The organism is Actinopolyspora xinjiangensis (assembly GCF_900104475.1).
Lineage (GTDB): Bacteria > Actinomycetota > Actinomycetes > Mycobacteriales > Pseudonocardiaceae > Actinopolyspora > Actinopolyspora xinjiangensis.
On sequence record NZ_FNJR01000009.1, the window covers coordinates 1 to 26,066 of the forward strand.

Here is a 26,066-nt window from a genome sequence, read left to right on the forward strand (position 1 = left end):
CGCGTTGGCTGCCGTGTGAACCCGCCCTCCGGGTGATCACACCGGGCGGGCCGTCCCGTGCGTTCTGTGAGCCACTCACGAGCCCGTGAGAGCCGCTCCACAGCGGGCAGTGCCCGGCAGGCTGAAGCACTCGGGGAACGGGCACCACCCCCCGATGCTCCAGCCTCCCGAACAACCACCCACCGACCCGAAACACCGACCACCCAACCGAGTCCGAAGAGTTCAAAACACCTAAACCGTGCACGGTTTCGCTGTTAAAGCCTCCGTCCACCCTGATCAATTCATGGTTGGTTGTCCGTATTCGAGATAGACTGTTCGTCCTTGCTCGTGGGCTGTGTATGCCTGTTTGAGTCGACGGGCCAAACGTGGGATGAGGTAGTGGTCCAGTTCTTGAGGAGCGACCCATTCCCACCGGTCGAGTTCGTCGGAAGGTAGTTGAATCCGGTGTTCGTCGATGGTCAGGTCGCCACAATCGAAGATCCAGAGCAGCTTGTCGCCGTCGTGGTCGGTGGGTGCCCAGTCGATCGCCAGCACTCCGACCGGCTGGCGATCGACTCCCAATTCTTCGGCAAGCTCACGAGTGCAGGCCTGTGCCGGTGATTCGCCGGTATCGACGTAGCCACCGGGGATGTCCCAGCGGTTGCCGTAGGTTTTGCGGACCAGCAACACCTTGCCATCGCCGTTGACGAACAGCGCCCCGGCGGCCACGCGTGGCGTAGCGAACCTGTCAGCCTCCGAACTCATGCTTCGACCCTAGCCCCGTGGGTTCACGAGAGCTTGAGACGACGCGCCAGGTCATCGAGTGCGGGCGAGGGTTTGCCGCGCTGTTGCCGCATCCACGTCAGGACGAGTTGCCTGCTCAGGTAGTGATGTCGGACCTGTTCGGGTGCGCGTTGCTCGGCATCGAGCACGATCGACAGGGCTTCGTCGGTACGGTTCCATGCGCTGAAAGCGCGTGCGGTTTCCAGGGCGTGCCGGACTTGCCGCTCGATGGGAAGCGCCGAGGTGTCCACGCTCGGGCCGACATCGATCGCGACTTGTACGTCTCCCAGCTCCATCGCGGTCGCGACCCTGTGAATGGCGACGTTGGTAGGACCGAACGCGGTCCACAGATGGTTTCCATCACTGCCGAGGCGGTCTGCGGATTCCTGGGCCTCGCTGAGAAACGCGGCGGTGTTGGCCCGATCATCGCAGCGGGCAGCGGCCATCGATCCCGCCAGGAACAGCGAGCCGTATACCGACAACATCGCACCGGACGGTTGGCTGATCTGCGGTTGCAGCACATCAGCGGCCGTCCTGGTCAGCTCCACCGCTTCCGGGAATCGCCCGGTGGACAACAGCGCGTGCGTCACCGACCTGAACAGCGAGCCCAGAATCAGCGGGTTACCGATCTGCTGAGCGGCATTCAGTCCACGCTCGGCGGCGATCCACGCGAGATCAACCTCTCCAAGTTTGGTCAATACCGAGGTGGCTGCTTGGTAGCTGAGCGCGAGAAGTTCACGCCCCTCCGAACCGTGCGCGTCGGCCGCCAAGACAGCGTCGGACAGCAGCAGCGGAGTTCGGCCGGTCACGAAGCCGTAGCGGGACTCCTGGTAAGCCTCGAAGACCTCACCCACGCCACGCTGAAGCGTCGCGAGGTCAGGCGGCTCGCTGTCGTTGGCGACCCCACCAAGTAGCGGCGTGAGCTGACGATAATCCATCAGGGCCGACCGCAAGGCAGGAACCGTCTTGGTCCCGCTGTCCTTGTTCCAGTCCAGCAACGTCGGCTCTCCGATGAGATCACCGATCACCACGTCAAGCGCGTCGGCAACGGTGCGGATCACCGACAGCCGGTCGATGTCGATGCGGTTGTTCTCGACCTTGCTCAACCAATCGACCGTGCGACCGATGCGGCCTGCCAAGACTTCCTGGGGCATGCCCCGGCGTCGCCGGTACCACGCGACTCGTTCACCGATGGTCAGAGAGCTTGTCATTCCTCGCATGTCCCCAGGCTCCAACCGTCTCGCGGATAGACCCCGGAAAGTTTTTCCGGGGTCCGTCTCCCGTGCCGCTCGATGATGTGTGCGTCGCTGCAAACGCACTGATGTCAGGGGGATCAGCATGGCGCGGACCCGATCAGTCACGGAGGAGTGCCGCTCGCTCAGCGAGAGGGCCGACGCACTACTGAGCCGCGTGGAACGGCTCAAGTCCGTTCGTCGCCGCCAGCTTGCCGCCGCTCGACAGCATCAAGGCGGGCGGTAATGGCGCTCAACGTCTCCTTGATCTGCTCCAACTCCTTCATGACCGGATCATCCTGGTCAGGATCACCCGGCTCCTTACCTTCGAGCACCTCAGACAAGTATCCGGACGGCCACCCGAGTGCCTGGGACACGGCCGCGAGGGTCCGTGCGTTGCGCTTACGCGGCCGAAGGTTGTTCTGGAGTTCGCGGACGGTCATCGGAGCGACGCCAGCACGATGGGCAAGCTCTTGCTGGGTCATTTCCAGTTCGCTCAACCGTTGCTTGATCACCTCGGAGACCGCTGCCCAGTCCTTTGCCATCGACACCCCTCCCGTTGCTGGTTTTATCGACAATACTAGCTCAACCAGCACTTTTGCAGGCGTCGCAGAGAGTTCGCACTGCCGCCTTGACATCGACAATGTTGTCGATATGATTATCGATAGCTTTGGTTGCACACGATGCGGCGAAAGCACTGGACACAAGAAAAGCCCCGGTGGTGCTGCCACACCGACCGGGGCACACATCAAGTCAGGAGCGTTGATGCCTGAACAGGATACCCGGATGCTACGTGTGTCGGCAGTAGCCGCGCGTTACGACGTTTCGCGGTCCACCATCTACCGCGCGATTGAGTCCGGCGAGTTGACCGCGTTGAAGATCGGGGCGGGTAAGGGGACGCTGCGCGTTCCTGAGTCGGCTCTCGTGGACTACGAGCGGGCCTGTGAGCGGGCCGCGCACGAGGTGTACGTGACCGGCGACGCCTCGGCCGCTGTAGACGACGAGGGCGCCATCGACCACAGCGACGTGCGTGGGGAGGTGGCGTGACCATGACCGCGATCCTGGAACCCATCCCGCAGGCATGGGACGTATCCGTGCGGGTGAGCCCGCGCGAGGGCGGTCGGAATTCGTTCTGGCTGGAAGTCTCCGCCCCCGTGAGCGGCCCGGTGGTCTTCTACAGCATCCCCGAAGCGGCCATAGCGCTGAACTACTCCGGGACGCGTCTGCACCGGCACATGACCGCCCTCGAGATCGCCGCTGCCGTCGCCGACGGCGTCGAACAAGTGGGGATCGACCACATCCGCATGGCTATCGACCACGTCAGCTCGATCTCGCTGCGCGAGGTGCGCGGCCAGGCGCGGACCTGTGATCAGCAGGCCCGCATTCGGGTCTGGACCGAGCGCCGCGAAGACCTGTGCACCGATCTCGCGTTTCGTCTCGTCCGCGCCACCGAACGGGGGTTGTGATGATGCTCGTCACCAGCAAGGCAACCGGTCATGTCGGCACGTCCGGCCCCATCGATTTCACCCCGGTTTTGCGCGAGGACGCCGAGACACCGGCAACGATGCAAATGGCCATGAACGTGGATATCAGCCTCGAAGACGCCGCGGCCGCACTGTGGATCGTCCTACGGGGAGGCATCGAGCTCTCCGCGCTGGACAACGACCGGTTCACCCACGAGATGGTGCTGGAAACCATCTTCGCCGAGGGGGGCAACGCCGTGGCCGCCGCCCGTGACGAGATGAACGACCAACCAGCGGGCAGTTTCGAAGCGCACACCGCGCACGCGCTGCGTTCCCGCGTAGCGGCCCTCTATGGCACCGGCCCCGCTGTGGCTGGTCAGGCTCGCCAGTGCCGCGCCGATCGGCGGGAGGTGGCCCGGTGAGCACACGCTACGCCATTACCGAACACACGATGGTCACCGTCCTGTACGCGGCCCCGGCGAATATGGCCGAGCTGCGGGACGCGCCGTTGGAAGAGCTGGCGAAGTTCGTCGGTCAGGTCGCGATGGACATGCCGGATCGGATGCTGGCTGACATGGAACGCGGCCTGGCCCGCGTGGCTCGCGAGGGCGGGCCGCTGTTCGACCCGCAGCGCTACACCCTCGTGCACGCACGGGTGACCGCGCTCGCCCCGCTGCTGGCTGCCCGTGTCGGCGGGCACGCCGGGCGGCACCCGATTCAGGACTGCCCGGACATCTGCTGGAGCAACTAGCCCCTGCCCGGCCACGGTCACGGCTCGGCCTGGTGGTGTCCCGCCGCCCCGCTTGAAGGGGTTTGAACTGCCACCGGGCCGAGTCCCCTCCCGCTCGGCGCGGGGGTGTTGCCCGCATCAACCAGCACAAACACCCCCGCTCGATCCGGGCCGGACGGGGCACCGATCCCCCTCGATGCGGTCCACCTCGATCGCGGGGTGACCGGCACGAATCGGACCCGATCGAGCCCGGCCGGACCGGGCACCAGTCAGCACGGACCAGCACCCGAGACCACCCGGAGCCACACCGCGATGACAACCGCTGATCGCCCCGCACGCGAGCCCGACCAGACCGGCCCGCCGCTGCGTGTCGTCCCCGACCACGAACCCGGATTCACACCCACCCTGACCGGGCCGGACACCCCGCCCGAGCAGCATCGGGATAGGGCGGGAGACCCCCACCCGGATAGGCCCCCGACACCGGACGAGACCGAGGCAGTCCCGGCGCGTCGGCTGAGACTGACCAAAGCCTCCCAGGTCCAGATCCGGCCGACCTACTGGACGTGGGAAGGCCGTATCCCGCACGGCGCGATCACCCTCGGACCGGGGCGGGAAGGCATCGGCAAGTCCCTGTTCTGCTCCTGGCTCGCCGCCCAGGTCACCCTCGGCACCCTGGAGGGCCTCCACCACGGGCAGCCGAAAGGCGTGATCTACGCGGCCACCGAGGACTCCTGGGAAGCCACCATCGCGCCCCGACTGATCGCGGCCGGAGCCGACACCGACCGGGTCTACCGCGTCGAAGTCACCTCACCGGCGGGCAACAGCCTGCCGCTGACCCTGCCCCGCGACTGCGCCGAACTCGCCACCGAAATCACCGAGGCCGACGTGTCCCTGCTGATCCTCGACCCACTGATCTCGGCCGTGGACAGCCGCGTCAACGTCAACCAGGAAGAACTGCGCACCGCCCTGGAACCACTCTCGGCCCTGGCCGACTCGACCGGCTGCGCCGTGTTCGGACTGGCCCACTTCAACAAAGGCACCGGCACCGACGTGCTCTCCCGCGTGACCGGCTCCCGCGCCTTCTCCGCCGTCGCCCGCGCCGCGATGGCCTTCGCCCGCGACCCCGACGCCGAGGACGGCTCATGCGTCATGTCCCAGGTCAAAAACAACCTCGGCAGCCTCGCACTGCCCTCCCTGCGCTACACCATCGAACCCGTCACCCTCGACACCCACGACGGCCCCGCCCAATGGGGACGGCTGCGGTTCCTCGGCGAAACCGACACCCACGTCGAAACCATCCTCGCCGAACCCACCAGCAAAGACACCCCCAACGGGAGCGGGCGCACCCACGCCCTCGATACCTGGCTCGTGGACTACCTCACCGAACGCGGCGGCAGCGCCTCATCCACCGAAATCACCACCGACGCCGAAAAGGCCGGATACAGCCAACCCCAACTCAAACGCGCCCGTACCCGCCTCACCAACCGCATAGACGTCGTCAAAGCCGGACTCGACCACTGGGTCTGGACCCTGACCCGCTGAGTTTGAAGGGATCGGCTCGCGGGGACATGCCGAACTCTTCGAACTCTTCGAACCCTTCGCAGGTCACACGGGGTTCGGGTACCGATCCCTTCAGCGAACTCTTCGAACTCTTCGGGAGCGGCCGGGTGGTCGGTGTTCCGGTTCGGTGGGTGGTTGCTCGGGAGGCTGGAGCAGGGGGGTAGTGATGCCCACCCCGCACTGTTTCAGCCCCGGAGCACTACCCGCTGTGGAACGGCTCTCACGGGCTCGTGAGTGGCTCACAGAACGCACGGGACGGCCCGCCCGGTGTGATCACCCGGAGGGCGGGTTCACACGGCAGCCAACGCGTCCCGACCGAAACCGCTCACCGCCCCCGCTCCGGCGGCGCCCCCGCACAGTCCGACCGGGCCGAAGAGTTCGGCTCGCGGGGACATGCCGAACTCTTCGAACTCTTCGAACCCTTCGCAGGCCACACGGGGTTCGGGTACCGAACTCTTCAGCGATCCCTTCGAACTCTTCAACACCCACACGGAAGGAGAGAACCGCCATGAGCACCCCCACCACCAACCAGCCGCGCACCCTACTCACCGTCGAACAAGCCGCACACCGACTCGCCATCGGCCGCACCCACATGTTCCAGCTCCTCCGAACCGGCGAAGTCACCTCCGTGCGCATCGGACGCGCACGCCGCATCCCCACCGAGGCTCTCGACGCCTACGTTGACCGACTCACCGCCGAACAGCACACCGCCTGAACCGAAACCGAACATCACCCGCGACAACGCCTCTAGGTCTAGAAACACCACCCTCTAGACCTAGAGGCCCCACTAGAGCCCCATACCAGCCCTGAGCAGGCATCTAGCGCCTAGAACCCACCTGCCAACCCCCACACACAACCCAACACAGCGAACCCCCACACCGCTCGCGACCCCGCGAGAGGCCAGAGCAACACGTCCCAAACAACCACCCGCAGAAAGGAACCCGAATGCCGCGCAAGCGGAACCAAGACACCGGCCGAGCCCCCAACGGCGCGGGCAGCGTCTACTACAGCGAGAGCGACGGCAAATGGCACGGCCGCATCACCGTCGGCACCCGCGACGACGGTAAACCCGACCGGCGCCACGTCATGTACAAGACAGAACGAGAAGTCATCTCAGCCCTGCAAAAGCTGGAGCAGTGGTACCGAGAGGGAACCCTCCGCAAACCCGGCAAACCCTGGACCGTCGAAGGCTGGCTACGGCACTGGGTCGAAAACATCGCTCCGATGAACCTGCGGTACAAGGCACTCACCGGCTACCGCACCGCCGTGTACCGGCATCTCGTTCCCGGCATCGGGGCGCACCGCATCGACCGGATTCAACCGGAGCACTTCGAGAAGCTCTACACCAAGCTGATTGAGTCGGGGCTCAAACCCGCGACGGTTCACCAGGTCCACCGCACGGCCCGCACAGCTCTCGGCGAGGCCGAACGGCGCGGCCACATCGGACGCAACCCGGTGTCCGTGGCCAAGGCTCCACGCGTCGAGGAAGAAGAGATCGAACCCATCGAGCCCGAGGACGTGCAACGCATCCTCAAAGCCGCCCTGCACCGGCGCAACGGCGTGCGGTTCGTGCTCGCCCTGGCACTGGGCTGCCGCCAGGGCGAAGCCCTGGGACTCCGTTGGGAGCACTTCAACGAGAAGAACCGCACCCTACGCATCCGCAAGGCACTGCAACGCCAGAAGTGGCAACACGGTTGCAGCGACCCGCACACCTGCGGCGCGAAATACCACAAGACCAAGCCCTGCAAAGACGGCTGCAAACGCCACACACACCCGTGCCCGCCGCCCTGCCCGGACGACTGCACCGAACACGCCCGGCACTGCCCGCAACGCCACGGCGGCGGACTGGTCGAAGTCGACGTGAAATCGAAAGCCGGACGCCGCACCATCGGACTACCCGATCAGCTAGCCGACATGCTCCAACGACACCGCGAACGGCAGGAAGCCGAACGCCAGCACGCCGGCAGCGAATGGCACAACTCCGGACGGATCTTCACCCAACCCAACGGCAAGGCCCTCGACCCGCGACGCGACTACGCCGAATGGCAAGAACTCCTGACCGAAGCAGGCGTGCCCGAGGCCCGGTTGCACGACGCCCGACACACCGCCGCCACCGTGCTGCTCATCCTCGGAATCCCCGACCGCGCCGTCATGGAAATCATGGGATGGTCCACCGTCGCCATGAAACAGCGCTACATGCACGTCACCGACACGGTTCGACACGACGTCGCCGAACAGCTCAACCGGTACTTCTGGGACGGCAACTGAGACTAGAACTGAGACTAACCGACCAAGAGAACGGCCCCCACCGTTTCCGGTGGGGGCCGTTCTCGCTGGTCGTTCCGCGTGGCCAGGGGCGGGGTCGAACCGCCGACCTTCCGCTTTTCAGGCGGACGCTCGTACCAACTGAGCTACCTGGCCGTGCAACCCGGCTCGTGGCCGATCGCGCTGGCGACCCAGACGGGACTCGAACCCGCGACCTCCGCCGTGACAGGGCGGCGCGCTAACCAACTGCGCCACTGGGCCATGTTCTGTTGTCACCGGACGCGTCCGGTGCCGTACCCCCAACGGGATTCGAACCCGCGTTACCGCCTTGAAAGGGCGGCGTCCTAGGCCTCTAGACGATGGGGGCTTAGCCGTCCAGATCCCTGATCCGGCCTTGCCTCCAACCGGCTTTCCGTTGTCGGATGCCCCGTTGGGAACGATTAAAAGCTTACGTCATGCCTCCGAGGCGTTGAAAACGGGGGGTCCCCCACGGATGCGCCCCCGCCCCACGCGGCCGTCAGCGCCCGGCCACACGACCCGGCGACACGCCGTTGAGCTGCTGATTCGATCGCGGCGGCAGCGACGACCACCTGGCCACACTCGGCGCCCACCACCGCCGAACACCCCCGCGAGCCCCCGAACAACCCGCCCCGGCGGATTCTGTGACACCGATCTCACTGCAAGTCGACACAACGGACTTTCCGGACACCGCGAGCGCCTGCCCTGCCCGCGACCGGACCGGTCGAGTACGACGAGCCCAACCGCAGCGGCGGCACACCCAGAACACCCCGGACTCGGCGACCACCGGGTCAGCGGGCTGAAGAGTTCAGCGCGACCTTCGGTTGCTCAACCACTCGGGGCTGGCGACCCCCTGCAGCGTGACCCGCCAGGTCTCCTCCATCCGAGTAGCCGTCCCCGGACCCCGCCGCGTCGAACCGATCACCCGCGCCCCCACCAGCGCCGCGTAGGCGACGCGGGCCACGGCCTCCGGATCCACCCCCGGCCGCAGCAACCCGCCCTCCGACGCCCTGCGGAGCAGGTCCAGCAGCAGGGACTCCCAGTCCGGTTCGGAGTCCGAGCACCCCGCCGTGGCTATCCGGTGCCGAGCCAGTCCGGTCCCGGCCCGGAGCACGACGTCCTGCTCGATCAGCCGCGCCGCCTCGTTGAGCATCCCCACCGCGATCGACAGCGGATCGAGCTCGCGCCGCAGCCAGTCGCCGCGCACCCTGGGCCAACGTCGCGCCTGCGACTCGACGAGCGACAGGGCCAACGCCTCCTTCGAGGCGAAGTGGAAGTAGAAGGCCCCCTTGGTAACTCCGCTGCGCCGAAGGATCGCGCTCAACGGTGTGGCGTCATAACCCGTTCTGTCGAACTCCTCGGCCGCCGCGACGACGATCGATTGACGAGTCAGTCGGGCACGACGTTGCTGAGGCATGCACGCGGCTCCAACGGGTGCCGGTGGACGAGCGACCCACACGCTCCGTAGCAGAACGAGCGGTCTCCACCCACGAACGGATGATCAACTTTCCGTCCCGAAATTACCGCGCGTGGATATAGCTCGCCCATCCGGCCAACCGTGGCCGCCCCGTCCCTGGCCGGGGAAATCAGCGGCGACCTGTTGAACAACCAAAAAAGACTCGCGGGTATGTTTTCCGTGTGGCCACACGGCGGCCCGCCGATGTCCCGCGAGACGTTCCACCGGGGGGTGTACGTCTCGCGGGACACGGACCACGGACAGCGCCTCACACCGGCACGACGTGGGGCCGGCCACTCTCGGGCGAAACCACCGCGTGTGGCACCGAACAGGCCAACGACGCCTTGAGCGAACAGGGGATTCGGGAACCGTGCTCGAAGCGGAAACCGGCGACCAGCTCCGCCGACCGGGCAGCCCGGCGGCGAGAAGCGCGAGGAGTTCGATCAGTTCTCCGGCGTGAACTCCCCGCCCTCCTCGTCGGCGAGGCCGAGCATCGCCAACAGCTTCCTGCAGTCCTCGCGGTCACGCGCTCCGCGGGCGACCGCGAGACGCGCGCGGTGCAGCTGCTCCGCGGTCAATCCGCCGGAGTCCCCGTCGCGCGGCGCGGGTACCGCCGCCGAGGACCTGGGGGAAGCTCTGTCCTGCAGCGCCAGGAACTTGCGTACGTCGAGTGACCCGTCCATAACCCCTCCCCGACTAGGGTGTCGCCGCAGGTTATCCACCCATCGACTTCCAACATAGCCCCCCGGAGAGTGATTCGCGAACACGTAAAGTGTTCACTCCGGGAGGCGCGCATCCGTCCACGGACACGGCCGGATGCGCCCACCGGGTTCCCCACCGCGACCCGGGCCAATCCCGAGACGATCGAGCGCGGAGAACCGTGAGCCGGCTCATTCCCGACCGTTTACCCCCCTGGGGTATTTTGGGGTCGAGACAACGAGACCCGCCGCGAAGGAGTGACGATGCCCGCGCAAACCTTCAAGGTCACCGGTATGACCTGCCAGCACTGCGTCGCCTCGGTCCAGGAGGAACTGGGAGAGCTGCCCGAGGTGACCAACGTCGAGGTATCCCTGGAAAGCGGGGACGTGACCGTCACCTCGGAGAACGGGATCAGCAAGGAAGCCGCCGACGCCGCCGTGCAGGAGGCCGGCTACACCGTGGCCGAGTGGCCGCAGGAATAACGAACAAAAACGAAAAAACCTCGCGACACTCCCCAACGGGGGCCTCGCCGTGCCACAATCGATCCGCTGACACACCCCCGGTCAGCAGCTGTGGAGATCGGCATTGCGTCGGCCCCCGCGCTCTTCCCCCGACGCGGGGGCCGGCTCTTGCGCAACCCACCTCACTCGCTCCGTGTGAGCACCCGGAATCCGCCACCGCGGGGTGACCACCCCCACATCCACCGCCACGGCGGCACGGAACCGTTATCGTGTCCGGGTGGTGCTAGGACGGGCGAAGATCGGGCGTCGGCAACGGGCGGACGCCGAGGAGCAGCAACCTGCCGAATCGGACCGGGAACTGGATTCCTACCTGGCGGCGCTCTCCCCGGAGGCGGATCCGGAGACGACGGGGACCGGACGCAGCTTCGGCGGTTCCGAGGTCCACCAGCTACGGCTGCCGCTGATGGCCAACGAACGGCTCAAGGAGCTGGCCGCCGCGCAGGGAACCTCGCCGAGCGCGCTGGCGCGGGACTGGGTGCTGCAACACCTGCAGGAGATCCCGGAGGAGCCGCCACAGCCGGAGTGGCCGCGCGAGGAGGACCGGAGCGCGCACGCGCGTCCCGAGGAGGAGACCGGCGACGTGCGGGACCCGGGGCTCTACGGGGACGAGCTGTACGGTGACGAGGGCTTTCCCACCGAGTTCCAGGACGGCCCGCCCACCCCGGACGAGTACCCCACCACGGCCTTCTCCGAAAGCCCGAAGCACGGTGGCGGGGACGGCGACACCTCGGAAACCGAGACCGAGATCACCATCCCGCACGGGCAGTACCGCTACTACTGAGTTCCGGGCGGCAACCTCCGACAGCCGTTGCCGCCCCCGGACGCGAGCCGCCGTCCGATCCCGCCTGTGCGCCCTCGCCCCGCCCGTGGGGTTCCGGACCGGACCGAGAGCCGCTTCCGGCGGCTTTCCCTGCCAGGGGGATCCGGCATCGCCTGCCCCGGGGAGGCCCCATGGAGGCGATCTTCGCCGACTACCCGGACATCATCCCGGCACCGGTACGCACCGCCCTGAACACGCATCCCGAGAACAAGGTGTTCGATACCGTCGTCGAAGGCCGCGGCTCCTACGAGGTCGGGCTGCGAGCCAATGCCTATCCACACCTGCGGCACTACGTGTTCTCCCGCACCATCACCCAAACTCCCGACCCGAGCGTGGAGATCGTCTCGACCGATCCGGTCGAGACGGTTCGCGAACTCAAACGTGAGGACGGGAAGAAGATCTGGCTGTGCGGTGGAGGGCGACTCACCCCACCCTGCGTCCGGAAATCGACGAACTGATCGTGAAGCTCCACCCCGTTGCAGCAGGGGCGGGGATCCCCCTGTTCGACGGTGAGTTCTCCCCGCAACGATTCACGCTGTCGGAAACGCGACGCTACGACAGCGGCGTGCTGCACCTGACGTCTCGGAAACGATAGGCCAACCGGCTGTTCTGTCTCGTGAGGTCGGGACGAACCGCTCGGTGAGTTCGGCGACATCGACCCACCGAGCGCTCGCGGAAGCCCAGCACTTCGTGGATCTCCGCACGGTGGCACGCCATGACGCGCCCGGGCGCGAGAGGCGGTCGCTCCTCGACAGTCACTTACCCGCGTGGGTGGTCAGGGCGTCGCTACCTGTTCAGCGGGTGTGGCGAAGTGGCGCGCCGACTGCGTGCAGGTGGCGCAGGACCTCGGCGTAGGAGCGCAGCAGGCCGCACTGGCTGTAGGAGATGCCTCGTCGGGTACAGAACTCGCGGATGAGCGGCTGAGCGCGGCGCAGGTTGGGACGCGGCATACCGGGGAACAGGTGGTGTTCGATCTGGTAATTCAGCCCCCCGAGCAGGAAGTCCACCCCGCGACCTCCGATCACGTTGCGTGAGGTGAGTACCTGTTTGCGCAGGTAGTCCAGTTTTTCGCCTTCGGCCAGGACGGGCATGCCCTTGTGATTGGGAGCGAAGGAACATCCCAGGTACACACCCATCAACCCCTGGTGCACGACGATGAACACCACCGCTTTGGCCGGGGAGAGCACGAGGAACACCGCGACCAGGTATCCGAGGATGTGGGCGGTGAGCAGCCCCGCTTCCAGCTTGACGGACTCGATCTCGCGTCGCAGCACGGCCTGGACGCTGCGGGCACGCAGCATCACCGCCTCGGCCAGCAGCATCGGGAAGAACAGGAACGCCTGGTACTTGGCCACCCACCGGAGCAGTCCGCGCTTGGTGCGGGACTGCTCGTGGCTGAACGCGAGCGCGGCGATCTCGATGTCGGGGTCCTCCTCCTCGTGGTTGGGGTTGGCGTGGTGCCGGTTGTGCTTGCCGACCCACCACTCGTAGCTGATCCCGGTGATGGCGCTGTGTAACTGTCCGACGAGATTGTTGCCACGCCGGCTGTTGAGGATCTGCCGGTGTCCCGCGTCGTGACCGATGAACGCGAACTGGGTGAACATCACGGCGAAGAACACGGCGGTGAACAGCTGCCACCAGGAGTCGCCGAGGAGCACGAACGCAACGGCTCCCGCGGCGAGCAGCAGGAAGTTGATCGCGATACGCACCGCGTAGTAGGTGTAACGCCGTTGGAGCAGCCCGGCACGTTTGGCCGACCGGGCCAGCTTGGCGAAGTCGCTGCCGAGTTTGTCGTCCGAAGGGTGTACTGGGGATGCGGTCATGGTGAGAGAAGCTCTTTCGTGATAGCGGGCCCTCGGGCCCGGCGGCCGGTGTCACTCCGGTGCGGCTACACCGCTGCTGGGCGAGCCAGCCGATGAGGTCGCCGCACCGCTGTCGCACAGGCCTGAACGGGCCCGGGACGACCAATTGGGCACGCCCGAACATCGAGGTGAACGCCATCGCGCCGCTGATAACGGCCCGAGTCACAGTGGTCGGCGCGCTCGTGTCAGGACGACACGCCGCGGGCGCTGGGGGACTTGTTGTGGTCTCTTCGCTCGTGTGGCCGACGTCGTCGGCGCCGTGAGGCTGAGCACGATGGCAGCTTCCCTCTCCCCTCTCACATCACACGGGTGGCCGGGTCGGCGCTGGAACGTCCGAACTCGCGTCCGGCGACAGGGTCGTTTCGGGGTGTGTGCTTCGTGCGCTGCCGTCGAAGCCGAGAGACGAAGCGGGTCCTGGCATCACGCACCCGGTACGCTCCGGCGGTACCCACTCGCGGCGGAATTCACACATCGAGTCCCACGTCCGACCGCTGGACGTCCCCGAATCGGTGCGCCACTACCGAGTGGCGCACGACCCGCTGGTCGTACTCAGCGGCGGCTCCTGGTAGTGGTGGCCCCGAACCCGCTGCTTTCGGGAGGTGCTCACTCCGGCCACCGGACAGCGAAAATCCCCCGAGTGCGCTTCCGTGGAGAGGCGTGGTGATGTAACGAGACCATCCCGGCAGATCGGGGCTGCGCGCTACCGGGGATCCTGTTCCGCTACTTCGGCTCTCGCGGCGTCCCGGGCTCACCGTGCGGGCAGCCCGAGCTCCCGGGCGATGAGCATCCGCTGCACCTCGCTGGTTCCCTCACCGATCTCCAGGATCTTGGCGTCCCGGTAGAACCGGCCGACCGGGGTCTCGTTCATGAACCCGTACCCGCCGAAGACCTGCGTGGCGTCCCTGGCGTTGTCCATGGCCGCGTCGGAGGAGGCGAGCTTCGCGATGGCCGCCTGCTTCTGGTACGGCTCGCCGCGCAGCATTCGATCGGCGGCGTCGTAGTAGGCGAGCCTGGCGGTGTGGGCGCGCAGCTCCATGTCGGCGAGCTTGAACTGGATCGCCTGATTCTCGCCGATCTTGCGCCCGAAGGCGCTGCGCTCGTCCACGTAGCGCAGGCACTCGTCCACGCAACCCTGCGCCAGCCCCACGCCGAGCGCGGCGATGGCGACGCGTCCCTCGGTGAGTGTGGCCAGGAACTGCGCGTAGCCGCGTCCGCGCTCGCCCAGCAGGTTCTCGGCGGGAACCCGGCAGTCGTCGAACGCCAGTTCGTGGGTGTCGGAGGCGTTCCAGCCCACCTTGGAGTACTTGGGTGCCACGGTGAGGCCGGGGGTGCCCGCCGGCACGATGATGGTGGAGATCTCGTTGCCACCGTCGGGCTTGGTGCCGGTGACGGCGGTGACGGTGATGAGCCCGGTCATGTCCGTGCCCGAGTTGGTGATGAACGCCTTGGAGCCGTTGATCACCCATTCCGAACCCCGCAGCTCGGCGGTGGTGCGGGTGGCTCCGGCGTCGGAACCGCCGCCGGGTTCGGTGAGGCCGAACGCGCCGAGCATCTCGCCGGAGGCGAGCCCGGGCAGCCACCGCTCGCGCTGCCGCTGGTCGCCGAACCGGTAGATCGGCATCACACCGAGCGAGACCCCGGCCTCCAGGGTCACCGCCACCGAGGAGTCCACCCGGGCCAGTTCCTCCAGCGCGACGCACAGCGCGAGGTAGTCGCCGCCCATGCCGCCGTACTCCTCGGCGACCGGCAGCCCGAACAGCCCCATCCGCGCCATGCCCGACACCAGCGGGTACGGGAACTCCTCGCGTTCGTAGTAGTCACCGATGACCGGCGCCACCTCCTTCGTCGCGAAGGAGCGCACCGACAGCCGCAACTGCTCGTGCTCGTCGTTGAGCCGATAATCCACCATGCCGACCTCCTGGGGTGGGGCACGGCGGATCGGCGCCGTGCCGGTTCGACTCGCCGGGGAGGGTCACTCCCCGCGCGAGGTGTCCTCGTCCGCGGCCACGACCGCGAGCGACTGTTCCGGATCGACGGTCTGACCCGTCGTGACGTGGACTTCCGTGACGATGCCGTCCACCGGGGAGACGACGGTGTGCTCCATCTTCATCGCCTCGACCACGAACAGCGGCTGCCCGCTCTTCACGCGCTGTTCCGGTTCGACGTTGCTGACCAGCACCGTTCCGGGCATGGGGCTGACGACCTCGCCGTCGGTGGCACCGCTCCGGCGGGCGGCGTCGGCCAGCAGCGTGTGCTCGGTCAGCGCCCAGTGGGCGCCGCCTTCGGCCAGGTGGACGGTGCCGTCGCGCACCACGTGGTCGTAGCGGTGGGTGCGGTCGTCCAGCGTGACCGAGAGAACCCGCCCGGCGCGGTCAGCGCGCAGCCGGTGCGGCCGAGCGCTCTCCTGCTCACCGGAGTGCTCGACCACCACCTCGGCCGCCGTGGAGCGCCCCCGCACCCACACCGTGGTGCGTCCCCCGGCCACCGCGAACCGCCAGTTCATCCAGCCCTGGCCACCGAGCCGCCAGCCGGTCAGGACGTCCCAGGGATCGCCGGAGGCACCGGTGGCCTCCCGGTCGAGCAGCATCGCGGCGGCGGCCGCGATCAGCACGTGCTCGGGCGGGCGGTCGTGCGAGTCCTCGACGCCGAGCAGGTTCTCCAGTTCGCGGTCCACCAGCCCGGTGTCCAGTTCGCCCGCCCGCACCTCGGGCTGGTTCAACAGCGCCCGCAGGAAGACGAGGTTGGTGCCCAGCCCCAGCAGCGAGGTGCCGGCCAGCGCGCCGTCCAGCCTGCGCAGGGCTTCGGAGCGGTCCCGGCCACTGGCTATCACCTTGGCCAGCATCGGGTCGTAGTCGGTGCCGACGACGCTTCCCGTGCGCACTCCGGAGTCCACCCGGACGCCGCTGCCACGCGGTTCGCGCGCGTGCAGGACCTCGCCCCCGGTCGGCAGGAAACCGCGCCCGGGGTCCTCGGCGTAGACGCGGGCCTCGACGGCGTGCCCGGCCATGCCGAGCTCGTGCTGGGCGAAGGGGAACGGCTCGCCCTCGGCGATGCGGACCTGCCACTCGACCAGGTCGATCCCGGCCCCGCCCAACCGGGAGGGGTCCGTCCCGGACCGCTCCGGCAGCACGGTGACCAGCTCGGTCACGGGGTGCTCTACCTGCAGCCGGGTGTTCATCTCCATGAAGAAGAACTCGTCCGGCCGGTCGGCGGAGACGATGAACTCCACCGTCCCCGCGCCCACGTAACCGACCGCCCTGGCCGCTTCGACGGCGGCCGAGCCGATCCGCGCCCTGGTGTCGGCGTCGAGCAGCGGGGAGGGGGCCTCCTCCACGATCTTCTGGTGCCTGCGCTGCAGGCTGCACTCCCGCTCGCCGAGGTGCACCACGTGACCGTGGGAGTCGCCCAGGACCTGCACCTCGATGTGACGGGGCCGCGCCACGAACCGCTCCACGAACATGGTGTCGTCGCCGAAGGCGGCGCGGGACTCGCGGCGGGCGGCGGCGATGGCCTCGTCCAGCTCGTGCTCGTGGTGGACCAGCCGCATCCCCTTGCCGCCACCGCCCGCGGAGGGCTTGAACAGCACCGGAAGCCCGGCTTCCAGCGCCGCGCGCCGGAGTTCCCCGTCCGAGGCCCCCTCGGCCCCGCTGCCGGGTACCAGTGGCACGCCCGCCTCGGAGACGGTGCGCTTGGCACGGATCTTGTCGCCCATGGACTCGATCGCGCTCGCCGACGGGCCGATGAACACCAGCCCCGCCTCCGCGCAGGCCGAGGCGAAGGCCGCGCTCTCGGACAGGAATCCGTAGCCGGGGTGCACGGCCTGCGCGCCCCGCTCCAGGGCCGCCTCGATCATCCGGTCGACACGCAGGTAGCTCTCGGTCGCCGCGCGCGGGCCGATGCGCACCGCCTCGTCGGCCTCCGCCACGTGCCGGGCGTCGGCGTCGGCGTCGCTGTGAACCGCTACCGCGCGAACGCCCAGTTCGCGGAGCGTGCGGATGACGCGCACCGCGATCTCGCCACGGTTGGCGACCAGCACCGTGTCGAAGCGTCGCACTCGTGATGGCTGGGTTGGGGCCATGTCCTTCCCTCCGGGCGGGCCACCCGATCGGGGTGGCGGGAATCCGTGTGGGCGGGGTCTCCGCCGGTGAACACGCCTGCCTGGGCTCACATGCGGAACACGCCGTTGTTCACCTCTTCCAGCGGGGCGTTGCCCGCGACCGACAGCGACAGCCCGAGCACGTCCCTGGTCTGCTTCGGGTCGATGACTCCGTCGTCCCACAGCCTCGCGGTGGAGTAGTAGGGGTGTCCCTGGTGCTCGTACTGCTGCCGCACCGGCTCCTTGAACTCCTCCTCGTCGGCCTCCGACCAGTGCTCGCCGCGTTGTTCGAACTGGTCGCGGCGAACCGTGGCCAGCACCGAGGCGGCCTGCTCGCCGCCCATCACCGAGATGCGGGCGTTCGGCCACATCCACAGGAAGCGGGGCGAGTAGGCGCGGCCGCACATGGAGTAGTTGCCCGCGCCGAACGAGCCGCCGATGACCACCGTCAGTTTCGGGACGCGGGCGCAGGCCACGGCGGTGACCATCTTGGCGCCGTTCTTGGCGATGCCCCCGGCCTCGTACTCCTTGCCCACCATGAACCCCGAGATGTTCTGCAGGAACACCAGCGGGATCCGCCGCCGGTCGCAGAGCTGCACGAAGTGGGCGCCCTTGAGGGCCGACTCGCTGAACAGGATGCCGTTGTTGGCCACGATCCCCACGGGGTGGCCGTGGATCCGGGCGAAGCCCGTCACCAGCGTCTGGCCGTACTCGGCCTTGAACTCCGAGAACCGGCTGCCGTCGACCACGCGGGCGATGACCTCGCGTACGTCGTACGGGGTGCGGCTGTCGGTGGGCACCACGCCGTAGAGCTGTTCGGGGTCGGCCGCCGGTGGTTCCACCTCGCTGACGCGCCACGGCCGCTCCGGGGCGGGCGGCAGGGTGCTGACGATGGAGCGCACGATGCGCAGCGCGTCGGCGTCGTCGGCGGCGAGGTGGTCGGTCACACCCGAGGTGTGCGCGTGCAGCTGCCCACCGCCGAGTTCCTCGGCGGTGACCTCGGCACCGGTCGCGGCCTTCACCAGCGGGGGGCCGCCCAGGAAGATCGTCCCCTGGTCGCGAACGATCACGGCCTCGTCGCTCATGGCGGGGACGTAGGCACCGCCCGCCGTGCAGGAGCCGAGCACCGCGGCGATCTGCGGGATGCCGCGCGCGGACATGGTCGCCTGGTTGTAGAAGATCCGGCCGAAGTGCTCGCGGTCGGGGAACACCTCGTCCTGCATGGGCAGGAAGGCACCGCCGGAGTCGACCAGGTAGACGCAGGGCAGGTTGTTGTGCAGCGCCACTTCCTGGGCGCGCAGGTGCTTCTTGACGGTGATCGGGTAGTAGGTGCCGCCCTTGACGGTCGCGTCGTTGGCGACCACCACGCACTCCCGGCCGGAGATCCTTCCGACACCGGTGATGATCCCCGCCGAGGGCGCCTCGTCGTCGTAGAGGCCGTGGGCGGCCATCGGGGACAGTTCGAGCAGCGGGGAGCCGCGGTCCAGCAGGGTCTCCACCCGTTCGCGGGGCAGCAGCTTGCCGCGTTCGACGTGGCGGCGTCTGGTCTTCTCGGGCCCACCGGCCCGGACCCGTTCGAGACGGGTGTTCAGATCCGCCACGAGCGCGGCGTGTTCGGCCGTGTAACGCTCGTAGGACTCGGCCGCCGGGTCCACGGCGGTGGACAGCACCGGAGCATCCATCTCGCTACCCGCACCTTCCGTTCGGGCGCGGCCGCGCGGGCGACGCCGATCGGCGGTCACCGCGACGACCAGTGTGTTAATGATCGTTAACATCCTGATGTTAACGCTGACTAACACAGTTCGTCTAGTATCGGATCCGATGACCACCAACAACCCCGGCGGAACCGGGCGCGGCAGCAACGCCCCGTCGAGACGCGAACAGATCCTGAGCGCCGCGGCCGAGCTGTTCGCCCGCTACGGGTTCCACGGGGTGGGGATCGACGACATCGGAGCGGCCGTCGGGATCTCCGGTCCCGCGCTGTACCGGCACTTCCGCAGCAAGGACGCGATGCTGGGCGAGATGCTCACCGGCATCAGCGAACGGCTGCTCCACGGCGGCAGGGCCCGGACGGTGAACGCGGGTGACCCGCTCACCGCGCTGGAAGCCCTGGTCGCCTGGCACGTGGAGTTCGCGCTGACCAACTCGGCACTGATCACCGTGCACCTGCGCGACCTGGACAGCCTCACCGAGCCCGATCGCCACCGGGTGCGGGAGTTACAGCGCGGCTACGTGGAGGTCTGGGTGGACACCCTGCGGCGGTGCCGCCCCGGCACGGCCGAGCACACCGCCCGCGCCTCGGCCCACGCGGTGCTCGGGCTGATCAACTCGACGCCCCACAGCGCGCTGCTCGACACGGCGAGGATGTCGGAACTGCTGCACCGGATGGCGATGAACGCCCTGCTTGCCGACCACGAGGACGGGCACGGCACGAGGTGAGTCGCGCACCGCGCGACCAACATCAACCCATCGGGTTAAGAGCACGTTTTGCGAGGTGACCAGACCGGCGCAAGACTGGACGGGCCGGCCGCCGAGCCGAGGGAGGCAGGATGGCTACGCCCGAGACACAGCCCACACCGGTCCCGACACGCGCGTCCGGCCGACAACGGGCCAGGAAGGGTTCGGTACTCGTCGCGCTGACCCACACCACCGACCCCAAGCGGATCGGGATCCTCTACCTCACCACGGCCTTCGTGTTCTTCCTCATCGGCGGGCTGATGGCCATGTTCATCCGGGCCGAGCTCGCCGCGCCCGGAGTCCAGGTGATCTCGCAGGAGCAGTACAACCAGCTGTTCACCATGCACGGCACGATCATGCTGCTGCTGTTCGCCACCCCGATCCTGTTCGGCTTCGCCAACGTGGTGCTGCCGCTGCAGATCGGCGCTCCCGACGTGGCGTTCCCCCGGCTCAACGCGCTGTCCTACTGGCTGTTCCTGTTCGGCGGGATAATCGTGATCAGCGGTTTCGTCGCGCCGGGCGGAGCCGCCGACTTCGGCTGGACCGCCTACCCACCGCTGTCGGAGTTCAACACCGGGATCGGGGGCAACCTGTGGATCACGGGGCTGATCGTCTCCGGGCTGGGCACGATCCTCGGCGCCGTCAACATGATCACTTCGGTGGTCTGCATGCGCGCGCCCGGCATGACCATGTGGCGGATGCCGATCTTCACCTGGAACATCCTGGTCACCAGCCTGCTGATCCTGATGGCCTTCCCCATCCTGACGGCGGCGCTGTTCGGGCTGCTGGCCGACCGGCACCTCGGCGCGCACGTGTTCGACCCCGCCAACGGCGGGGCGATCCTCTGGCAGCACCTGTTCTGGTTCTTCGGCCACCCCGAGGTCTACATCGTGGCGCTGCCGTTCTTCGGCATCATCACCGAGATCCTGCCGGTGTTCTCCCGTAAGCCGCTGTTCGGCTACACCGGACTGGTGTACGCCACCTGGACCATCGGCTTCCTGTCCGTTGTGGTCTGGGCCCACCACATGTTCGTCACGGGGGCGGTGCTGCTGCCCTTCTTCTCCTTCACGACCTTCCTGATCGCGGTGCCCACGGGGATCAAGTTCTTCAACTGGATCGGCACCATGTGGCGCGGACAGCTGACCTTCGAGTCCCCGATGCTGTTCAGCGTCGGATTCCTGATCACCTTCCTGTTCGGCGGGCTGACCGGCGTGCTGCTGGCCTCACCGCCGCTGGACTTCCACGTCTCGGACACCTACTTCGTGGTCGCGCACTTCCACTACGTGCTGTTCGGCACGATCGTGTTCGCGGTGTTCGCCGGGGTCTACTTCTGGTTCCCCAAGATGACCGGCCGAATGATGGACGAACGGCTGGCGAAGGCGCACTTCTGGCTGACCTTCATCGGCTTCCACACCACGTTCCTGGTGCAGCACTGGCTGGGCAACGAGGGCATGCCCCGGCGCTACGCCGACTACCTGCCCGGCGACGGGTTCACCACGCTCAACGTGATCTCCAGCGCCGGGGCGTTCCTGCTGGGCGCGTCGATGCTGCCGTTCCTGTACAACGTGTTCAAAAGCTACCGCTACGGCACACGGGTGCACGTGGACGACCCGTGGGGCCACGGCAACTCGCTGGAGTGGGCCACTTCCTGCCCGCCGCCCAGGCACAACTTCTACGAACTGCCCCGCATCCGTTCCACCCGGCCCGCCTTCGAGCTGCACTACCCGCACATGAGCGAGCGGATGGAGCTGGAGGCCCACGTGACCGGGCCGAAGTCCGAACGACGGCGGGACAACGGCGAGGAGGACCACGACGAGCGGTGAAGGCGACAACGGCCTCCTCCACCGCCCGGCACGTCAGCCCCGGTTCGGAACCGAGTCCTCGGAGTCGTGCTCGTCGTCGTCCCGTTCGGAGGAGTTCGGCGGCGGCATCTCCACCCCCGCCGCTTCGAACCGGGAAGGGTGGGACCTGTTGTTGGACAACGGCTGAACCCGGTTACCGGTGCTGGAGACGCACCCCCTGCCCGGCAACGCCCGACACACCGGGCACTTGACCTGCAGCACCTGGCGCCGGGCCTTGATGTCCCGGATCGCCTTCTCCGGATCCTGGCCCTTGGCCTCCAGCAGCGCCGCCGTGGCCCGCTCCCAGCCGCGCAGCGACTCGGACGCGGAGGGGCGGGGCTTGGACCTGATCTCCGCGCTCTCGGCCTTCTGTATCTGCTGGTTGCGGTACTCCACCCACTCCCGGTGGATCACACTGGTGGAGACCGAGACCGAGTTCCTGCGGTAGTGCTCGACCACGACGGACTTGGCGAAGTCGGCGGGGATCTCCCCCAGCGCCGCCGCCCACGACTCGGCCGTCAGATCCGCCTTGCCCTGCTGCTGTTCGGTCTTGGGGTAGGCGAACGGTTCGAAGGACCTGTCGTAGCTGGCGGCGAGTTGGAACAGCTCGGGGAGCTCGTAGGTTTCCATCAGACTTCCTCCTCGTCCGACGGGCCGTCGATGTCGACCACGGAGACGTCCTCGGACCGCTCGTGCTCGACCCTCTCACGCATCCTGCGCTTGTTCTGGGCCGCTACGTAGTGCGCCTGCCTGGGAAGGTCGAAGGCCCGCCGCCCGAAGGAGGGCTCCGGCAGGCAGTCGGGACACTTCCGCACCCGTCCGTCGTCCTGCTCGATGTAGCCGTTGTCGCACCCGGCGTTACCACAGTGGCCCGGCAGCGGACGGGTGGACGCGCCGGTGGCCTTCTCCTTGGACTCCGGCAGCGAGAGGTGCCGCGGCCGGGGGCTCCTGGCCGGGGACTCCTTGGCCACCGCCGGGCTCGACGAGGAACCGTCGTAGACGTCCCGGGCCGAGCGCTGCAGCGCCTCGCCGTAGCACTCGGAGAACCTGCTCGGTGAGGTCTTCTTGCCCAGCCAGATGTTCAGCGCCGCCACGAGGTCCCCGGTGTTGGCGAGCGGGGACATCTCGCGCTTGGCCCTGATCTCCTCGGCCAGCTGCTTCAGAATCCGGTCGGGGATGGGGTTTTTCTGCTGCTCCGCCCACTGCCGGACCAGGCTCTCCGAACTCATCGTGTTACCGGAACCGGCCCTGGAACCGGAAGCGCGTTCGGCTTCCCGCGGGGCCTCGGCCTCCCGAGAAGCCGGGGATCTGCCCACCGGGGCGGTCGCCTCTCGGGCCAGCGCGGTGCGTTCGGCGGGCGCGACGGCGCGGGCGTGCAGGGTCCACTGCACGCCGGTCTCCACCGAGGAACCGGTCAGCCAGCCGTAACGCTCCAGCTCCGCCACCAGCTCGATGGGATCAGCGGCCCCGGCCGAGGCCAGGTCGCTCAGCCGCAGCCGCCCCTTGGTCTGAATGAGCGTGAAGGCCGCCCTGGCCTGCAGACTCATGGAGTTGTCCTGAGCCAGCTCGGCCGGAACCGCTACCCAGCCGTCCCAGCCGGCAGACAGCGCACCATCCATCGGACGACTCCTCCATCGGTGTCACACGCCGTGCCCGGACAAGGCTATACCGAGCGACAGGACACTCGAACAGCGTCACGGCACCCGTCGAACGCTGACCCTCCCCGCACGCGGGCAGCACCACCCTGCTCCTTTCGAGTGGGACGACGGCCCCTGGAAGTGGCGCCCTTCATAATCGATGCAGGAACAGGCAGTGCGCACTGTAGCGTTGTGCGGGACGGGTCGTGCGACGAGGCGCCACCCGTCCGGGCGTCGAGCCCACGCATCAGTCGACCGCTACCCGATCTCTTGACGGCCCGCGAAGCCGACAGCACCCGGCTCGCGGCGACCGCAACCCGTCCGGCGTGTCCGCGCTACACCGCAAGGAGAGAGCGTTGCCTGTTGCCCTGTTGGCACTCGCCATCGCGGCATTCGGAATCGGCACCACGGAATTCGTGATGATGGGGCTGCTGCCCGAAGTGGCCACCGACATGAACGTGTCGATCTCGGCCGCGGGCGGCTACATCTCGCTGTACGCACTCGGAGTCGTCGTCGGCGCACCGCTGCTGACCATAGCCGGGATGCGCGTGCGCAGAAAGACCATGCTGCTGAGCATGCTGGGGCTGTTCATCGTGGGCAACCTGCTGTCCGCGATCGCCCCGACGCACCTGTCGCTGCTCGCGGCGAGATTCGTGGCCGGACTGCCGCACGGGACGTTCTTCGGCATCGGCGCGGTGGTGGCCGCGAGCCTGGTCAGCCGCGACAAACGCGGGCGGGCCATCTCGATGATGTTCGTGGGGCTGACCGTGGCCAACATCGTCGGGGTGCCGGTCGGCACGCTGCTCGGGCAGGCCATCGACTGGCGCTGGACCTTCGGGCTGGTCGCGCTGATCGGCGCGGCCGCGCTGGCGGCGGTCAGCGTGCTGGTGCCGCGCCAGGCCAAGCCGACCGAGGTGAGCCTGCGCGGCGAGCTGTCGGCGTTCAGGCGTCCGCAGGTGTGGCTGGCCTTCGCCGTCGTGGTGTTCGGCTTCGCCGCGACCTTCTCGTTCTACAGCTACATCAAGCCGCTGCTGATCCAGGTCAGCGGTTACACACCGCTGGCGGCCACCGTGCTGCTCGCGCTGTTCGGCACCGGCATGACCCTGGGCACCGTGATCGGCGGGAGGCTGGCGGACCGCTCGCCGATGCGCACGCTGTACACCTTCCTGACGGCGCTGGCGATCGTGCTGACGATGTTCACCTTCACCGCGCACAACACCGTGCTGGTGGCGGTCAACGTGTTCCTGGTGGGAGTCACCGGTTTCGCCGCCATCCCCAGCATCCAGGCCAGAATCCTGGACCAGGCCAGGGAGGCCCCCTCGCTGGGTTCCGCCAGCATCCAGTCCACGTTCAACATCGCCAACTCGCTGGGCGCCTACCTCGGTGGGCTGGTGATCGCGGCCGGATTCGGGCTGATCTCGCCGAGCTGGGTCGGCGCGGTGCTGGCCCTGGTGGGACTGGGCTTCGCGGTGCTCTCCGGCAGGCTCGACCAGCGGTGGAACGGCGGCCGGGGCCGGTCCGGGACTCCCGGAACCGACTCGGAATCTCCCGCCTCCGGCTCGGCCGAGGGTTCCCCGGACTCGCTCGGAGCCGCCCCCGCCCGTTGAGTCCGGGCACGCCGGGCGAACCCTCGGCGGCCGTGATGCAATCGCTCCCACCGGGAATGCTTGATCGATTCCACTGGTTGATCGGGAGGGCGTGTGTCCCCCGAACGGGCGTAGCCACCGCCCACCAATCGGTGGCCGTGTTACGAGTCGACATTCGTGAAAGGGAACACCAGATGACTCAGGTTCCGAACATCACGCTCAACACCGGCGCGAAGATGCCCCAGCTGGGCTTCGGCGTCTTCCAGATCCCCTCCGAGGAGGTCGTCGAGCCGGTCAGGACCGCCCTGGAGGCGGGCTACCGCAGCATCGACACCGCGGCCGTGTACGGCAACGAGGAAGGCGTCGGCAAGGCCATCGCCGAGTCGGGGATCCCGCGCGAGGAACTGTTCGTCACCACCAAGCTGTGGAACGACAGGCAGGGCTACGACGAGACGTTCCGTGCCTTCGACGAGAGCCTCAACAAGCTGGGGCTGGACTACGTGGATCTCTACCTGATCCACTGGCCGATGCCCGGCCAGGACACCTACGTGCAGACCTGGCAGGCGTTCGAGAAGCTCCACGCCGAGGGTCGTGCCAAGTCCATCGGCGTGTCGAACTTCCACACCTCGCATCTGCGCAGGCTGTTCGCCGAGACCAGCGTGGTCCCCGCCGTGAACCAGATCGAGCTGCATCCCAACCTGCCCCAGGCCGAGCTGCGGGCCTTCCACTCCGAGCACGGCATCGCCACCGAGGCGTGGAGTCCGATCGGGCAGGGCAAGGGTCTGCTGGAGGACTCCCGACTGCGGGGGCTGGCCGAGAAGTACGGCAAGTCCGCCGCCCAGGTGGTGCTGCGCTGGCACATCCAGCTGGGCAACGTGACCATCCCGAAGTCCGCCACTCCGGCGCGCGTGCGGGAGAACCTCGATGTGTTCGACTTCGAGCTCAGCGAGGACGACATGAAGGCCATCGGCGAGCTGGACAACGACGGCCGGGTCGGCCCCAACCCGGACGTCTTCGGCGCGTGAACGAACGGTGAGCCGCCGCCACGCCCGGACCGGGTG

25 protein-coding genes and 3 tRNA genes are annotated in these 26,066 nt (G+C 67.9%); 14 read left to right on the forward strand and 14 right to left on the reverse strand.

Going from position 1 to position 26,066, the window contains the following annotated elements:
• Positions 1-276: 276 nt before the first annotated feature.
• The 3 genes from BLQ75_RS14125 to BLQ75_RS14135 all read right to left on the reverse strand — a co-directional run bounded on the left by BLQ75_RS14125 (position 277) and on the right by BLQ75_RS14135 (position 2,539).
• Positions 277-744, reverse strand: a complete 468-nt coding sequence (locus BLQ75_RS14125) for an NUDIX domain-containing protein (protein WP_092602493.1) — start codon at positions 742-744, stop codon at positions 277-279.
• A gap of 23 nt (positions 745-767) precedes the next feature.
• A complete protein-coding gene (locus tag BLQ75_RS14130; protein WP_170837490.1) occupies positions 768-1,982 on the reverse strand; it encodes a helix-turn-helix domain-containing protein in 1,215 nt (404 codons plus the stop codon).
• Positions 1,983-2,182: 200 nt separating this feature from the next.
• Entirely contained in the window at positions 2,183-2,539 is a 357-nt protein-coding gene (locus BLQ75_RS14135; protein WP_092602497.1) for a helix-turn-helix domain-containing protein, read from the reverse strand.
• A 220-nt stretch (positions 2,540-2,759) separates the two neighbouring features.
• On the opposite strand from BLQ75_RS14135, the gene BLQ75_RS14140 reads away from it, so the two are divergent.
• From BLQ75_RS14140 to BLQ75_RS14175, 7 genes are all read left to right on the forward strand, one after another.
• Positions 2,760-3,041: a helix-turn-helix transcriptional regulator gene (locus BLQ75_RS14140; protein ID WP_244515542.1), complete on the forward strand. Its 282-nt coding sequence runs from the start codon at positions 2,760-2,762 to the stop codon at positions 3,039-3,041.
• Positions 3,038-3,460: a hypothetical protein gene (locus tag BLQ75_RS14145; protein ID WP_139182985.1), complete on the forward strand. Its 423-nt coding sequence runs from the start codon at positions 3,038-3,040 to the stop codon at positions 3,458-3,460. The genes BLQ75_RS14140 and BLQ75_RS14145 overlap by 4 nt, the downstream gene beginning before the upstream one ends.
• A 2-nt stretch (positions 3,461-3,462) precedes the next feature.
• Positions 3,463-3,879, forward strand: a complete 417-nt coding sequence (locus BLQ75_RS14150) for a hypothetical protein (protein WP_139182986.1) — start codon at positions 3,463-3,465, stop codon at positions 3,877-3,879.
• A complete protein-coding gene (locus BLQ75_RS14155) occupies positions 3,876-4,208 on the forward strand; it encodes a hypothetical protein (RefSeq protein ID WP_092602503.1) in 333 nt (110 codons plus the stop codon). Before BLQ75_RS14150 ends, BLQ75_RS14155 begins: the two co-directional genes overlap by 4 nt.
• Before the next feature lie 291 nt (positions 4,209-4,499).
• Positions 4,500-5,729: an AAA family ATPase gene (locus tag BLQ75_RS14160; protein WP_092602505.1), complete on the forward strand. Its 1,230-nt coding sequence runs from the start codon at positions 4,500-4,502 to the stop codon at positions 5,727-5,729.
• A 526-nt stretch (positions 5,730-6,255) separates the two neighbouring features.
• On the forward strand, positions 6,256-6,462 hold the full coding sequence (locus tag BLQ75_RS14170; protein ID WP_092602509.1) for an excisionase family DNA-binding protein: 207 nt from the start codon (positions 6,256-6,258) through the stop codon (positions 6,460-6,462).
• A 230-nt stretch (positions 6,463-6,692) separates the two neighbouring features.
• Complete coding sequence (locus BLQ75_RS14175) at positions 6,693-8,015, forward strand: tyrosine-type recombinase/integrase (RefSeq protein ID WP_092602511.1); 1,323 nt, start codon at positions 6,693-6,695, stop codon at positions 8,013-8,015.
• A 79-nt stretch (positions 8,016-8,094) separates the two neighbouring features.
• Here BLQ75_RS14175 and BLQ75_RS14180 read toward each other — a convergent pair.
• The 5 genes from BLQ75_RS14180 to BLQ75_RS14200 form a co-directional block, all read right to left on the reverse strand.
• A tRNA-Phe gene (locus tag BLQ75_RS14180) sits at positions 8,095-8,168 on the reverse strand.
• Positions 8,169-8,196: 28 nt separating this feature from the next.
• Positions 8,197-8,273, reverse strand: a tRNA-Asp gene (locus BLQ75_RS14185).
• Positions 8,274-8,306: 33 nt separating this feature from the next.
• Positions 8,307-8,379, reverse strand: a tRNA-Glu gene (locus BLQ75_RS14190).
• Positions 8,380-8,838: 459 nt separating this feature from the next.
• Positions 8,839-9,447, reverse strand: coding sequence for a ScbR family autoregulator-binding transcription factor (locus tag BLQ75_RS14195; protein ID WP_092602513.1), 609 nt, complete (start codon positions 9,445-9,447; stop codon positions 8,839-8,841).
• 482 nt (positions 9,448-9,929) lie between these two features.
• On the reverse strand, positions 9,930-10,169 hold the full coding sequence (locus tag BLQ75_RS14200; protein WP_092602515.1) for a hypothetical protein: 240 nt from the start codon (positions 10,167-10,169) through the stop codon (positions 9,930-9,932).
• A gap of 279 nt (positions 10,170-10,448) precedes the next feature.
• On the opposite strand from BLQ75_RS14200, the gene BLQ75_RS14205 reads away from it, so the two are divergent.
• The 3 genes from BLQ75_RS14205 to BLQ75_RS14215 all read left to right on the forward strand — a co-directional run bounded on the left by BLQ75_RS14205 (position 10,449) and on the right by BLQ75_RS14215 (position 11,984).
• Positions 10,449-10,667, forward strand: coding sequence for a heavy-metal-associated domain-containing protein (locus tag BLQ75_RS14205; protein WP_092602885.1), 219 nt, complete (start codon positions 10,449-10,451; stop codon positions 10,665-10,667).
• 256 nt (positions 10,668-10,923) lie between these two features.
• Positions 10,924-11,487: a hypothetical protein gene (locus tag BLQ75_RS14210; RefSeq protein ID WP_092602887.1), complete on the forward strand. Its 564-nt coding sequence runs from the start codon at positions 10,924-10,926 to the stop codon at positions 11,485-11,487.
• Between the two features lie 170 nt (positions 11,488-11,657).
• A complete protein-coding gene (locus BLQ75_RS14215) occupies positions 11,658-11,984 on the forward strand; it encodes a dihydrofolate reductase family protein (protein WP_211481377.1) in 327 nt (108 codons plus the stop codon).
• Between the two features lie 336 nt (positions 11,985-12,320).
• On the opposite strand, the gene BLQ75_RS14220 is transcribed toward BLQ75_RS14215, so the two are convergent.
• The 4 genes from BLQ75_RS14220 to BLQ75_RS14235 form a co-directional block, all read right to left on the reverse strand.
• Entirely contained in the window at positions 12,321-13,349 is a 1,029-nt protein-coding gene (locus BLQ75_RS14220; RefSeq protein ID WP_092602517.1) for a fatty acid desaturase family protein, read from the reverse strand.
• Between the two features lie 787 nt (positions 13,350-14,136).
• On the reverse strand, positions 14,137-15,297 hold the full coding sequence (locus BLQ75_RS14225; protein WP_092602519.1) for an acyl-CoA dehydrogenase family protein: 1,161 nt from the start codon (positions 15,295-15,297) through the stop codon (positions 14,137-14,139).
• 63 nt (positions 15,298-15,360) lie between these two features.
• Positions 15,361-17,466 carry an ATP-binding protein gene (locus BLQ75_RS14230; RefSeq protein ID WP_092602521.1) on the reverse strand — a complete coding sequence of 702 codons (2,106 nt, stop codon included), beginning with the start codon at positions 17,464-17,466 and terminating at the stop codon, positions 15,361-15,363.
• Positions 17,467-17,552: 86 nt separating this feature from the next.
• On the reverse strand, positions 17,553-19,166 hold the full coding sequence (locus BLQ75_RS14235) for a carboxyl transferase domain-containing protein (RefSeq protein ID WP_092602523.1): 1,614 nt from the start codon (positions 19,164-19,166) through the stop codon (positions 17,553-17,555).
• Between the two features lie 139 nt (positions 19,167-19,305).
• Between BLQ75_RS14235 and BLQ75_RS14240 the strand changes: the two genes are divergently transcribed.
• Together BLQ75_RS14240 and ctaD are read left to right on the forward strand one after the other, a co-directional pair.
• Positions 19,306-19,923 carry an SACE_7040 family transcriptional regulator gene (locus BLQ75_RS14240; protein ID WP_092602525.1) on the forward strand — a complete coding sequence of 206 codons (618 nt, stop codon included), beginning with the start codon at positions 19,306-19,308 and terminating at the stop codon, positions 19,921-19,923.
• A 110-nt stretch (positions 19,924-20,033) separates the two neighbouring features.
• Positions 20,034-21,764 (forward strand): aa3-type cytochrome oxidase subunit I, encoded by a 1,731-nt coding sequence (ctaD, locus tag BLQ75_RS14245; RefSeq protein ID WP_092602527.1) that lies wholly within the window; start codon positions 20,034-20,036, stop codon positions 21,762-21,764.
• A gap of 33 nt (positions 21,765-21,797) precedes the next feature.
• Here the strand turns inward: ctaD and BLQ75_RS14250 are convergent, their stop codons facing one another.
• Both BLQ75_RS14250 and BLQ75_RS14255 read right to left on the reverse strand, forming a co-directional pair.
• Positions 21,798-22,412: a zinc finger domain-containing protein gene (locus BLQ75_RS14250; RefSeq protein WP_244515544.1), complete on the reverse strand. Its 615-nt coding sequence runs from the start codon at positions 22,410-22,412 to the stop codon at positions 21,798-21,800.
• Positions 22,412-23,401 (reverse strand): hypothetical protein, encoded by a 990-nt coding sequence (locus tag BLQ75_RS14255; protein ID WP_092602529.1) that lies wholly within the window; start codon positions 23,399-23,401, stop codon positions 22,412-22,414. The genes BLQ75_RS14250 and BLQ75_RS14255 overlap by 1 nt, the downstream gene beginning before the upstream one ends.
• Before the next feature lie 374 nt (positions 23,402-23,775).
• Between BLQ75_RS14255 and BLQ75_RS14260 the strand changes: the two genes are divergently transcribed.
• Positions 23,776-25,026: an MFS transporter gene (locus tag BLQ75_RS14260; protein ID WP_092602531.1), complete on the forward strand. Its 1,251-nt coding sequence runs from the start codon at positions 23,776-23,778 to the stop codon at positions 25,024-25,026.
• A 173-nt stretch (positions 25,027-25,199) separates the two neighbouring features.
• The gene (locus tag BLQ75_RS14265) at positions 25,200-26,030 is read left to right on the forward strand and encodes an aldo/keto reductase (protein WP_092602533.1); all 831 of its coding nucleotides are present in this window, start codon (positions 25,200-25,202) and stop codon (positions 26,028-26,030) included.
• The last annotated feature ends 36 nt before the right edge of the window (positions 26,031-26,066 follow it).